The organism is Streptomyces atroolivaceus, from assembly GCF_000717025.1.
Lineage (GTDB): Bacteria > Actinomycetota > Actinomycetes > Streptomycetales > Streptomycetaceae > Streptomyces > Streptomyces atroolivaceus.
Genome location: NZ_JNXG01000005.1, coordinates 1 through 13,059, shown reverse-complemented (window position 1 = coordinate 13,059; position 13,059 = coordinate 1). Strand labels below are relative to the sequence as shown.

At 68.8% G+C, this 13,059-nt stretch carries 8 protein-coding genes; 5 read left to right on the top strand and 3 right to left on the bottom strand.

Translation table 11 applies throughout. The features are described from left to right. The first annotated feature begins 446 nt into the window (after positions 1-446). The 3 genes from OO67_RS13355 (at position 447) to OO67_RS13345 (ending at position 6,311) form a co-directional block, all read left to right on the top strand. Positions 447-4,295, top strand: a complete 3,849-nt coding sequence (locus OO67_RS13355) for a GH92 family glycosyl hydrolase (protein ID WP_033300058.1) — start codon at positions 447-449, stop codon at positions 4,293-4,295. A gap of 551 nt (positions 4,296-4,846) precedes the next feature. Beyond that, the gene (locus tag OO67_RS13350; RefSeq protein WP_033300056.1) at positions 4,847-5,608 is read left to right on the top strand and encodes a hypothetical protein; all 762 of its coding nucleotides are present in this window, start codon (positions 4,847-4,849) and stop codon (positions 5,606-5,608) included. Between the two features lie 52 nt (positions 5,609-5,660). After that, a complete protein-coding gene (locus tag OO67_RS13345; RefSeq protein WP_033300055.1) occupies positions 5,661-6,311 on the top strand; it encodes a class F sortase in 651 nt (216 codons plus the stop codon). A 102-nt stretch (positions 6,312-6,413) separates the two neighbouring features. Here the strand turns inward: OO67_RS13345 and OO67_RS13340 are convergent, their stop codons facing one another. Further along, positions 6,414-8,111 (bottom strand): LCP family protein, encoded by a 1,698-nt coding sequence (locus tag OO67_RS13340; RefSeq protein ID WP_033300054.1) that lies wholly within the window; start codon positions 8,109-8,111, stop codon positions 6,414-6,416. Between the two features lie 386 nt (positions 8,112-8,497). Between OO67_RS13340 and OO67_RS13335 the strand changes: the two genes are divergently transcribed. After that, positions 8,498-9,331, top strand: coding sequence for a helix-turn-helix domain-containing protein (locus OO67_RS13335; RefSeq protein ID WP_033300407.1), 834 nt, complete (start codon positions 8,498-8,500; stop codon positions 9,329-9,331). Next, entirely contained in the window at positions 9,328-9,534 is a 207-nt protein-coding gene (locus OO67_RS13330) for a DUF397 domain-containing protein (RefSeq protein ID WP_033300052.1), read from the top strand. The genes OO67_RS13335 and OO67_RS13330 overlap by 4 nt, the downstream gene beginning before the upstream one ends. Before the next feature lie 6 nt (positions 9,535-9,540). Here the strand turns inward: OO67_RS13330 and OO67_RS13325 are convergent, their stop codons facing one another. Both OO67_RS13325 and yicI read right to left on the bottom strand, forming a co-directional pair. Continuing rightward, positions 9,541-10,164 (bottom strand): histidine phosphatase family protein, encoded by a 624-nt coding sequence (locus tag OO67_RS13325; protein ID WP_033300051.1) that lies wholly within the window; start codon positions 10,162-10,164, stop codon positions 9,541-9,543. 224 nt (positions 10,165-10,388) lie between these two features. Further along, positions 10,389-12,626 carry an alpha-xylosidase gene (gene yicI, locus OO67_RS13320; protein ID WP_033300049.1) on the bottom strand — a complete coding sequence of 746 codons (2,238 nt, stop codon included), beginning with the start codon at positions 12,624-12,626 and terminating at the stop codon, positions 10,389-10,391. Positions 12,627-13,059 lie beyond the last annotated feature (433 nt).

Genomic DNA, 13,059 nt, shown 5'->3' with positions numbered 1-13,059 from the left:
GTGAATTCGCCTAGGCGAAGGGCCCCGCCACCGCGGTCAGTTGCGCTTGGGTCGTGCAGATGTGCCGATTTGCCGGATGCAGTGGAGGAGTTCCGGGAGAACGTACGGCAGGCCACCTCGCGCGCCCACAGCTGTCCACCCTCCCCCGTGCCCGCGGGCCGTTGTGAAGCGGCTGTGCAGACGCCGACAGGTATAGTCCACTCGCCGCCAACTGAGCAAGATCGAATGCATGGTTGAGCGGCAGTCTTTCCCGAGTTGAGACCTCACGGACACCTCGGCACCGCGCGCCCTCGCGAGGAAACGCCGTTTTCCGCAATACGGTCGAATCGTCGGCGTCGACCCCACGCAACACCCTTGACACATGCAGCCACTTGGCTCCCTACTGGAACCCGCATCCCACAATGACAACGTTGTCCAGAGCATGTCCCCGGGAGGAACGGCTCCGTATGCAGCCCCTACGTGGTCCTCAGCACGGCTCGCGCCACAGACACAGCCACTCCGCCGCGGTCCTCGCGGCCTCTCTCACCCTGGCCCTGGCGGCCCCCACAGCGGCCCTCGCCCAGCCGGCGGGCCCCGACCGGAAGCCGTCCGGGGAAACGTCGTTCAGCTCCTCGTTCGAGACCGACGAGAAGCAGCCGGACTGGCGCAACACCGTCGAAGAGGGCGCCGACGGAAAGAAGAGGGCGTCCGGTGTCGACGGTGGATTCTCCGCCGGAATACCGGGCAATGTCACCGATCAGGTCACGGATCTGCGCGCCAGTGGAGAGAACACCGCGGGCGGCGAGGTCAAGGAGAACCTGGCCGATGTGGAGCCCAACTCCAAGTGGCTGGCCTTCGAGCCCACCGGCTGGGTCGAATTCGACCTCGCCGAACCCGTGAAGGTGACGTCCTACGCCCTCACTTCGGCCAACGACCACGACGAGCGGGACCCCAAGGACTGGACGCTGAAGGGTTCCACCGACGGCAAGACCTGGACGGACCTCGACACCCGCACCGGCCAGACGTTCTCGGAGCGCTTCCAGACCAAGACGTACGACTTCACCACGGACACCGCCTACCAGCACTTCCGGCTGGAGATCACCAAGAACAACGGCTCGTCCGACGCGCTCCAGCTCGCAGACGTCCAGTTCTCGGACGGGGACACCTCGGCCCCCGCCCCCGACGACATGCGCACCCAGGCCGACCGGGGGCCCTCGGGCTCCCCCACCGCCAAGCAGGGAGCCGGGTTCACCGGGAGGAAGGCCCTGCGTTACGCGGGTACGCACAAGCCGGACGGCCACGCGTACTCGTACAACAAGGTCTTCGACGTCAATACGGCGGTCACCAAGGACACCGAGCTCTCCTACCTCGTCTACCCGCAGATGGGTGCGACGGACCTCAACTACCCGGCCACGCACGTGGCGGTGGACCTGGCGTTCACCGACGGCACCTACCTGAGCGGACTGAAGGCCACCGACAGCCACGGCGGACTGCTCACCCCGCAGGGCCAGGCAGACGCCAAGCGGCTGTACGTGAACCAGTGGAACAAGGTCGCCTCGCGGATCGGCACGGTAGCCGCCGGCAAGACCGTCGACCGGATCCTGGTGGCGTACGACTCCCCCAAGGGCCCGTCGAAGTTCCAGGGCTGGGTCGACGACGTCACCATCACGCCGAAGGCCCCGGAGAAGCGCAAGGCGCACCTCTCGGACTACGCCTCGACCGTACGCGGCACCAACTCGAGCGGCGGCTTCTCGCGCGGCAACAACATTCCGGCGACCGCGGTCCCGCACGGCTTCAACTTCTGGACGCCGGTCACCAACGCGGGCTCCACGAGCTGGCTGTACGACTACGCCCGGGGCAACAACGAGGACAACCTCCCCACGCTCCAGGCGTTCAGCGCCAGCCACGAGCCGAGCCCCTGGATGGGTGACCGCCAGACCTTCCAGATGATGCCGTCGGCGGCCTCCGGCACTCCCGACGCCTCCCGCACGGCGCGCGCGCTGCCCTTCCGGCACGAGAACGAGACGGCGAAGCCGCACTACTACGGCGTCACGTTCGAGAACGGCCTCAAGGCCGAGATGGCGCCGACCGACCACGCGGCGCGGATGCGGTTCACCTATCCCGGTGACGACGCGAGCCTGGTCTTCGACAACGTCGACAACAGGGGCGGGCTCACCCTCGACCCGGAGACGGGCTCCTTCTCCGGCTACTCCGACGTCAGGAGCGGCCTGTCCACCGGGGCGACACGCATGTTCGTGTACGGCGTCTTCGACGCGCCGGTCACCGACAGCGGCAAGCTCAAGGGCGGCGGGGGCGACGACGTCACCGGCTTCTTCCGCTTCGACGCGGGCAAGGACCGCACGGTCAACCTGCGACTGGCCACCTCGCTGATCGGTGTCGACCAGGCGAAGAAGAATTTGGCCATGGAGATCCCGGAGTCCGCCTCCTTCGACCGGGTGCAGCGCAAGGCCCAGGGCGCCTGGGACGACATCCTGGGGAAGATCGAGGTGGAGGGTGCGAACGCCGACCAGCTGACGACCCTCTACTCCAGCCTCTACCGGCTCTACCTCTACCCGAACTCCGGGCACGAGCGGGTGAAGGGCAAGAACAAGTACGCGAGCCCCTTCTCCAAGGCGGCCGGGGAGAACACCCCGACGCAGACCGGCGCGAAGATCGTCGACGGCGAGGTGTACGTCAACAACGGCTTCTGGGACACCTACCGCACGACGTGGCCCGCGTACTCCTTCTTCTCCCCGAAGAAGGCCGGTGAGCTGGTCGACGGCTTCGTACAGCATTACAAGGACGGCGGCTGGACCTCCCGCTGGTCCTCCCCCGGCTACGCGGACCTGATGACCGGCACCAGCTCCGACGTGGCGTTCGCCGACGCGTACGTCAAGGGCGTGAAGTTCGACGCCGAGGCGGCGTACGACGCGGCGGTCAAGAACGCCACGGTGGCCCCGCCGTCCTCGGGCGTAGGCCGCAAGGGCCTGGACACCTCCGTGTTCACCGGCTACGCGAACACCTCCACCCACGAGGGTCTGTCGTGGTCGCTGGAGGGTTACGTCAACGACTACGGCATCGCGCGGATGGGCCAGGAGCTCTACAAGAAGACGAAGAAGGCGCGCTACAAGGAGGAGTCGGAGTACTTCCTGAACCGGGCACAGAAGTACGTCAAGCTCTTCGACGAGAAGGCCGGCTTCTTCCAGGGCAAGAAGGCCAACGGCGACTGGCGGCTTCCCTCCGGCCAGTACGACCCGCGCGTCTGGGGCTACGACTACACGGAGACCAACGGCTGGGGCTACGCCTTCACCGCCCCGCAGGACAGCCGGGGCCTGGCCAATCTGTACGGCGGCCGCGGGGGTCTCGGCAAGAAGCTGGACACCTACTTCTCGACGCCGGAGACTGCGGGACCGGAGTTCGTCGGCAGCTACGGCGGCGTCATCCACGAGATGACCGAGGCACGCGACGTGCGGATGGGGCAGTACGGGCACAGCAACCAGGTCGCCCACCACGCCACGTACATGTACAACGCGGCCTCGCAGCCCTGGAAGACCCAGGAGAAGGTCCGCGAGGTCCTCGGCCGGCTCTACACGGGCAGCGAGATCGGACAGGGCTACCACGGCGACGAGGACAACGGCGAGCAGTCGGCCTGGTTCCTGTTCTCCTCGCTCGGCTTCTACCCCCTGGTGATGGGCAGCGGTGAGTACGCGATCGGCTCGCCGCTCTTCACGAAGACGACCGTCCACCTGGACAACGGCCGCAAGCTGGTCGTCAAGGCCCCGAAGAACAGCGCGAAGAACATCTACGTGCAGGGCCTGAAGGTCAACGGCAAGAAGTGGACCTCCACCGCGCTCCCGCACGACGTACTGGCCAAGGGCGGCACGCTGGAGTTCGACATGGGCGCCGAGCCGTCCGCCTGGGGCACGGGCAAGGACGCGGCCCCGGTCTCCATCCAGAAGGACGACAAGGCCCCGGCCCCCAGGGCTGATGTGCTCAAGGGTGACGGCGCCCTCTTCGACGACACCTCCGCCACCACGGCGGCGGTCGAGTCGGCGGAGCTGCCGGCCCCCGAGGGCACGAAGGCGGTCCAGTACACCCTGACCTCGGCCACGGCGGCGAAGGCGCCCACCGGCTGGGTGCTGCAGGGATCGGCGGACGGCACGTCCTGGAAGGACCTCGACAAGCGGTCCGGCCAGACGTTCGCCTGGGACAAGCAGACCCGGGTCTTCTCGGTGCAGGCCCCGGCGGCGTACGCGAAGTACCGGCTGGTGCCCACGGAGCCGGCGACGCTGGCGGAGATCGAGCTGATCTCCTGACCGCCTGAACGGAGTTACGGCCGGGGGCCGGCCACCCGCACGAGCGGGTGGCCGGCCCCCGGTGCGTGTTGCTCCGTACGCCCCCGGAACCCGCCGGAGCGGGAACTCCCGCGCCGGCGCGCGGCCCGGTGGATCGCGCCGTCCGGGCACCGTCCGGACCGTACCCGCAGAACCGCCCTCCCGGCAGCGGCGCTGTGGTCGTCCTGCCCGAAGCCCTCGCCCGCCTCACCGCTCCGTCCTTCTCCCGGCCCGTCGGCCGGGCCGCGATCGCCGCGCCCCCGTTCACGCCCGCAGGGACGGCCGGCGCGCTCCGAGCTGATCTCCGGGAAACTCCTCCGGTCCCCTGAGCGGCCGGCCACCGAGGCGGCTCGCGGCTCCTCTTCGCCGCGCCCGAGGCACTCACTCCTGCCGACGCCATGCCCCTTGTCGGCTAGTCAGGGTATTTTTGCGCGCTTTCGCGGTGTCCCGACGAGCTTTTCGGGTGATCCGTGCCATTTCTTAGGCGATCAGGTGATCAGTACGACAATCATCTCGGCTTGAAGGAGCCCAGCATGCGCATTTCCGCTTCCGTCCGCTCCCGCAGCGTCCGTACGGGCACCACGATGGCGGCTGTGGTCGCCGTCGCAGGCGTCACCCTCGCCGGGGCCCCCAACGCGTTCGCCCTCGGGGAGAGCGGCGACATCGACATCAGTTCGGTCGGCTGGCACTCCCGTGGTGAGCGCGAGGGGGTCGAGGTCTGCAAGTTCGTCCTCGAGGCCAACAACTTCGGAGAACTGCCGTTCATCACCTGGACGATCGCCGAGCAGCCTCCGACCGTGCCCCCGGGGGACACCCTCACGGCCTCCCTGCCGCTCATCTCGGGCAAGGCCCGTAGCCAGGAGTACCTCCTTCCCGAGGGCACGTACCTGCTCTCGTGGCCGACCGTGGTCCCCGGCGCCCCGCCGGTGGTCCCGCCCCTGAAGTCCAAGAGCTTCGAGGTCGACTGCTCCAGGCCCGGCCAGGGCGGACCGGGTGGCAACCGCTCGGACGACGGCGGGCGTGGTTCCGCGTCGGAGTCGGGTGCCGGGACGCGCGCGGAGGAGAAGACCTTCGAGGAGAAGGGCTCCGAGGAGAAGGGCTCCGAGAAGTCGTACGAGAAGCCGTCCGGCGCGGTGCCCGCCGGCGGCGGCGGCGTCCCCGACATGGAGGGCGTCAGCAACGAGAGCGAGTCGAACATCGGGACCTCGGCCGCGCTCGTCGCCGGTGCCGCCGGAATCGCGGGGCTGCTCATGGTCCGCCGATCCGCACGCCGTCGTGCCCGCAACGAGGCATAGCACGCGCGGCCGACGGCGACGACGGGGTCCGAGCCGTGCATGCCGGCTCACGATGACCCTGAGTGTGACCTTCTCGCTGGTGACCGGCGTCGTGTGGGCGAGTTCGGACTCGCCCGATGACGCCTCGTCGGTCACCGCCGCCCGCGGCAGCGACGCCGCGGGCGGCGGGGCGCCGCCGTTCGAGAGGGCACCTCACAAGCCGCAGGCGAAGGTGCCCGTCTCGCACACACCGCTGGTGCACTCCCGTCCGCTGAAGGTCGCCATCCCCGCGATCTTCATCGAGGCCCCGGTCACCGGCCTCGGTCTGGACAAGAAGGGCCGGCTCGGCGCCCCGCCGCTGAGCAGGCCGAAGGAGGTGGGCTGGTACCGCGAGGGCCCCTCCCCCGGTGAGTCCGGAACCGCGCTGCTCGTGGGCCACCGGGACACCGCGACGGGGCCGGCCATCTTCCTCAACCTCAACGTCCTGCGCCGGGGTGACACCGTGAAGGTCACCCGGGCGGACAGACGGACCGCGGTCTTCACCGTCGACGAGGTGAAGACGTACACGAAGGACAAATTCCCCGACGACAAGGTGTACGGCGCCACCGGCCGCCCGGAGATCAGGCTTCTGACCTGCGGCGGTCGCTTCGACAAGAAGGGCGGCTACTCGTCCAACGTCGTCGTCTTCGCCCACCTCACGTCACTCACGAAGAAGGCGGCCTGAGTCCGGCCACGCCACACGGAACCGGCCGGTGCCTCGGGGGCGAGGTACCGGCCGTCCGCGCTGCTCGCCCGTCCCGCCCCGCCCCGCCCCGCCTCTGCGCGACTACGTGCCGCATACGCTCTCGTCGGCCCGGGACTGCTTGACGTCCACCTTCTTCGGCGGGGCGATGGGCTTGCCGGCCTGCTCGAAGTCCGCCCCGAGCACGAGCATCATCGGCTCCGTCCCGGTGGCGTCCGTCGTGCCGGGCTTCAGCGCCGAGGCCGGCAGACCCATGAGATCCGCGAGCGCACGGGCCTGGTCGGCCTGGTTCGGCGCGTACTCCAGTGTCGTCTTCGCCACCTCCTTCGGGGCGTTGCCGACGTTGCTGGACTTCGACACGCCCTTCGAGTTCTGCAACCAGGCGAGGACCGCGCTCGCCGACCCGCCCGGCGCCCCGCCGTTGGCGAGGTCCACGCGCACGTCCTGCGCCTCCGCCCGAGGACCTTCGAGCAGAGCGGCCTGCTTGTCCTTGGCCGCCTTCTGCTCCTTCTTCACCTCGGTGAAGGACACGTCGTTCTGCAGCATGCTGAAGACCTTCGGCGCCTCGACCGGATTCGGGACGACGGTGACGGGCGTGGGCTCGTCCGGGTTGTCGATCACCGGCAGCGTCATCAGGGTGATGTTCTTCAGGTCGATCTTGCCGAGCTCCTTGGCGAGGGTGACGAGCTTGCCCGCGCTGCCTATCCCCTTGTCCACGGTGAGGGCCTTGGTGGCCGCCTCGGCGACGTCGAGCATCTTCATGGGACTGCTCAGCGTGTCTTCCTTCAGCTGCCGCATCATCGACGCGACGAACTTCTGCTGCATCTCGATCCGGTCCAGGTCGCTCTCGTTCTTCAGACCGTGCCGGTTACGGAGGAACGACAGCGCGTCCTCGCCCGCGATCCTGCTCTCCCCGGCCGGCAGGTCGAGCTTGGACCCGCCGCCCTCGTCCTTGATGGGCTTCTTCAGACACACCTTGACGCCGCCGACCGCGGTGGAAAGCGTCTTGACCGCGTTGAAGTCGAACATCATGAAGTGGTCCACCTCGAGGTCCGTGATGCCCTCGACCGTACGCATGGTGCAACCCGGGTCGCGGCCGTTCACCCCGAAGGACTCGTTGAACCTGGTGGGGACCTTCGAGCCCGCGATGACCTTGGTGGAGCCGTCGGACTGTCGGGTGTCGCAGTCCGGGATGGTGGTCATGAGGTCGCGGGGAATGCTCACCACGGTCGCGTTGGAGCGGTCGCCGGATATGTGGAAGAGGAGGGTGGTGTCGGCGTGGCCGGTGACGTTGTCCCGGTTGCCGTAGTCCTCGTTGCCCTTGCCGACGCGGATGTCGTTGCCGATGATCAGGATGTTGACCGGCCCGCCCTCGAGGACGCTGTCGCTCCCCACGTCGCCGATGTCGACGGTGCTGATGTTGCCGTCGAGGCGGTCGTACCAGTAGTACGCGTACACCGACGTACCGACGAGGACCAGCGCCAGGGCACCTCCGGTCCACACCAGCACCTTCTTCCTGCCGCGCTGCTTGCGCTTGCGGCGTCCGGAGCCGGTCGCGGCCTCCGGCGGGGGCGCGCCGCGGCGGCTGCGCTGCCTGGGAACGCGGGCGGGCACGGGGGCGGCGGCGTCGTCGCGGACCGGGGGTTCGGCGACGGCATCGCTGTCAGGACGAGGTGCTGAAGGGCCGCCCAGGCGCAGTTCGTACGCACCGGTCCTGGGATTGACCACCCACTGGTCCGCGGGGTCTACCTCGTCCGCCCCTCCATAGGTCTGCGCGTCCATGCTCCCCAGTTCTCTGTCAGGTGCCACACGAGTCGCCTAATTGTTCGACACGTCATGCTACTGGGGGGTCTGTTGTTTCATGCTGTTCACCACAAACATGCTGTGCCGCAAGCGTTCTGATGTGGCATCAATTCTGTTGTGGACCAACCCAGTTGTCAGTCTGCCGGGATCTCGTGCGGTGGTGTCGAGAGCGGCCGAAGCCTGGACAGGCACCGGCCGCCACTCTGCGATGCCGGGAGCGCTCCCACACTGCTGCGTGCTGCGGAGGGTGGCACCGACACGAAACCGTGTAAAACGCCTGGTACAGCAATGCCTTTCGATACCCGTGCGGGTGACGGCGTCGCATGCGGCACATACGGGGGTGGGGTAAGCGCTACGGTGCCGGCATGCCACTGCCGAAGGATCTCGACCCGTACGCCAACCCGCGCGCCTTCTACGGTGCGGAGCTGCGCCGCCTTCGCGAGGCGGCGGGCCTCTCGCAGAACGAGCTGGGTGAGCGGGTGTTCTGCTCGGGCACGTACATCGGCCTGTTCGAGGCGGCCGAGCGGCGGCCGCAGGAGGAGATCTCTCGTGCCCTGGACGAATTGCTGGGGAGCGGCGAACACCTTCAGCGCCTGTGCCAACTGGCGCGGACGTCGAAGGTTGCCGGCTACTTCGCGGATGCTGCGGAGCTCCAGTTGCAGGCCTCGTCCATCGGAAGTTTCACCTCGATGCTCGTTCTGGGCCTTCTGCAGACCGAGTCCTACGCACGCGCGCTCACCCGGTCCGCCCACCCGTTCGCCGACCAAGAGGTCATCGAGGGGTACGTCCGCACCAGAATGGAGCGGACATCACTCCTCGACTCTCCTACTGCACCCGTGCTCTGGGTTCTGATTCACGAAGCCGCCCTGCTCCTGCCGGTGGGCGGACCGGCAGTGATGGCCGCGCAGCTCGGCCACCTTGCCGAGCAGACAGCGTCTCGCCCCCGGCTCATCACTCAGGTACTCCCGTTCTCTGCCGGGGCACACCCCCTCCTGCATGCGTCGATGACGCTGATGCAGTTCACCGAGGCTCCTGCCGTCGTGTACACGGAGGCTGCGTACAGCGGTCAACTCATCGAGGAGCCCGTGCTGGTGGAGCAGCACCACTCCGCCTACGATCTGGCCAGGGCTGCCGCGTTGTCGCCGGCGGCATCCCTGGACCGGATCGCCGCGGCGGCGAAGGAGTTCGCGACGCCATGACCACCACGCCCGACCTGAGTACGGCTGCCTGGCGCAAGGCGTCCTACAGCAATGGCGACGGCGGTGAGTGCGTCGAGATCGCCGACGGCCTCCCCGGCATCGTTCCCGTACGCGACAGCAAGACCCCCGACGGCCCCGCGCTCACCTTCCGCGCCGCCCACTGGACGCGGTTCGTCGAGGCCCTCAGGGGCGGCTCGCTCTGACACCGGTCATTCGATGGCGGCGAACAGCCTCTCCGGCAGGGCCATGTTCAGCGCCGTGACGACCGGCTTGTCGTGTTCCGTGCCGAGGCGCGAGACCGCGCCGGTGGCGAGCTGGAACAGCTCCCCGCTCGCGGGTGTCAGCCGCAGGTAGCGCGCGGTGAGCACACGCAGGAAGTGCGAGTGGGCCACCAGTGCGATGTCCGCGTCGCCGAGGCGGGACGCCGCCGCCCTGACCTCCGCCAGGATCCGGTCCGCGCGGGCGCCCACCTCCTCCGGACTCTCCCCCGGGTGTTCCTCGGGGCCGGGCGCGACACCGTCCGTCCAGAGGTTCCAGTCGGGACGGGTGCGGCGGATCTCGACCGTGGTCACGCCCTCGTACGCCCCGTAGTCCCACTCCCGCAGGTCGGGCGTCTCGCGGGGCGCGGTCAGCCCCGCCAGTTCGGCGGTGCGGCGGGCACGGAGGTAGGGGCTGACCAGGGTGAGCCCGATCTCCCTTTCGGCGAGGAGCGGTACGAGGGCTCGGGCCTGGCGCTCCCCGAGTTCGGTCAGGGGCAGGTCGGTCCAGCTCGTGTGCTGCCCGGACCGGGACCACTCGGTCTCGCCGTGCCGGATCAGGATCAACTCGCCCATGGGAACTTCCGCTCTGTATGCCGTGGTCGTACGTGTGTGCCGCTAATGCCAACCTGACGGCCCACGATCGCATTCCATCCGGGCAGGCGCGGGGCGGCTCGCCCCGGAGAGTCCCCCGACCACCACGTGCCCGGACGACGGGGCCATGTGCGGCGGCCCGCCACCACAGCGAGTGGTGGCGGGCCGCCGCCGTATGCCGCGAGCCGTTCGGAGCCTGACGGCCGTCAGGCCGGTTCGCCGACGACCGTGACCGTGTACGGCCGGTCCGTGTCCGTGGAGACGCGGACCTCGCCGCCCTCGCGCACCACCTCGTACGTCGCCGCCACCGCGCCCGTGCGGTCGGGGACGGTCACCGTGCGGACGAAGTCGCCCGTTCCGGCGGGGGCGAAGACACGGAGCTCGAGGTCGTCGAGCCACTCACCGTCCGGGCGGGATTCGTCCGCGCCCAGCGCCAGGACAGCGCCCTGGCGGACCAGCAGGGGCAGGCTGTCGAAGCCGTGGGTCTCACGGCGCCAGACGGGGCCGGTGACCGTGTCACCCGTCAGCAGGTGGGTCCAGGTGCCCTCGGGCACGTAGTACTCGACCTCGCCGTCGTCGGTGAAGACCGGCGCGACCAGGACGTCCGGGCCCAGCAGGTACTCGCGGTCCACCGTGCGGGCCGTCGGGTCGTCCGGGAACTCCAGCAGCAGCGGGCGCATCGTGGGGACGCCCGTGCGGTGGGCCTCGACGGCCACGCCGTACAGGTACGGCATGAGGCGGTGCTTGAGGCGGGTGAACTGCCGCGCCACGTCCACCGCTTCGTCGCCGAACTCCCACGGCACGCGGTACGACGACGAGCCGTGCAGCCGGCTGTGCGAGGAGAGCAGGCCGAAGGCGAGCCAGCGCTTGAAGACGGCCGGGTCGGGGGTGCCCTCGAAGCCGCCGATGTCGTGGCTCCAGAAGCCGAAGCCCGAGAGCGACAGGGACAGGCCGCCGCGCAGGGACTCCGCCATGGCCTCGAAGGAGGACCAGCAGTCGCCGCCCCAGTGGACCGGGTACTGCTGACCGCCGGCGGTGGCCGAGCGGGCGAAGAGGACGGCCTCGCCCTGGCCGCGCTCCTGCTCCAGGATCTCGAAGACGGCCTTGTTGTAGAGGTGCGTGTAGTAGTTGTGCATGCGCTCCGCGTCGGAGCCGTCGTGCCAGACGACGTTCGTCGGGATGCGCTCGCCGAAGTCGGTCTTGAAGCCGTCGACGCCCTGGTCGAGCAGGCCCTTCAGCTTGCCCTGGAACCAGGCGGTGGCCTCCGGGTTGGTGAAGTCGACCAGCGCCATGCCGGCCTGCCACTTGTCCCACTGCCAGATGTCACCGTCAGCTGTCTCGACGAAGTAGCCCTTGCTGACGCCCTCTTCGTACAGGGCGCTCTTCTGCCCGATGTACGGATTGATCCAGACGCAGATCTTCAGGCCCTTGTCCTTGAGCCTGGCGATCATGCCCTCCGGGTCGGGGAAGACGGCCGGGTCCCACTCGAAGTCGCACCACTGGTACTCGCGCATCCAGAAGCAGTCGAAGTGGAAGACGCTCAGCGGGATGCCTCGCTCGGCCATGCCGTCGACGAACGAGGTGACGGTGGCCTCGTCGTACGAGGTCGTGAAAGAGGTGGTCAGCCAGAGACCGAACGACCAGGCCGGGGGGAGAGCGGGGAGGCCGGTGAGGGCGGCGTACCGGGACAGGAGGTCCTTCGGGGTGGGGCCCGCGACGACGAAGTACTCGAGCGTCTGGTCCTCGACGCTGAACTGCACCTGGCCCACGGCCTCGGAGCCGACCTCGAAGGAGACCTTGCCGGGGTGGTTGACGAAGACGCCGTAGCCGCGCGAGGACAGGTAGAACGGGATGTTCTTGTACGCCTGCTCGCTGCTGGTGCCGCCGTCGGCCTGCCACATGTCGACGACCTGGCCGTTCTTCACGTACGGCGTGAAGCGCTCACCGAGGCCGTGGACGGTCTCGCCCACACCGAGGGCGAGCTGGGCGAACATGTGGTGGCCGCCGTCCTCGACGGTGGCGAACGCGGTGCCCTTGCGTCCGGCGGAGGTCAGGACCCGGCCGTCCCCGTCGAGGAACTCCAGGCCGAAGGCGCCCTCGGTGGGGAGTCGCAGGGTGAGCGGGCCGCTGTTCAGCTCGGCGGCCGCGCCCTGGGTGCGGGTCGTGGCGGCGGACCGCTGCGCCGCGCCCGGCAGTTCGAAGTCGGGGCCCTTACGGCGCCTGCCGGCGTGGTGGGTGAGGCGCACCGCGATGACACCTTCGGCCGGCGCGTGGGCCTCCACGGTGATCAGCGGGGCGTTGAGCGTGTCGCCGCGGCGCGTGACGCGCTTGACGGAGGCGTAGGCGGCGAGACGGTCGTCGTCGAGGCGGACGTCGCGGACTTCGGTGGCGTACGAGGCGTGCACACCGCTGCGCATCTGCCAGAAGCCGTCGGTGAACTTCATGGGGGTGGTCCTTAGCCGATCAGGGGGTGCTGGGCGGGACGTCAGGGCGCCTGCGGCAAGCGCGGCTGCGGGTCCTCTCGATTTTGATCGTACACAAAACAAATGTGACCGACAGGGTTGACGCGTGACGGGTATTTCCGAAATGCCCGAGCAGCCCGATCGCAGGATGCTGCCCCGGATCAGCCATGTTGGCGCCACGTGACCGATACGTCACGGAAATGGTCTAGAAACCTTCGACGGGATGGCGTATTAATTCTGCAACCAAACAAATTGGCCCGGGCGGCGGAGCTGTCGCCCGTGCCTGACGTCGACAAGAGGCTGTGCAATGTCGGACCGCTTCACTCCCACTCCCGCGGACAGGTTCACCTTCGGTCTGTGGACCGTGGGCTGGCGTGGCAACGACCCGTTCGGTGACGCGACGCGTCCCGCGCTG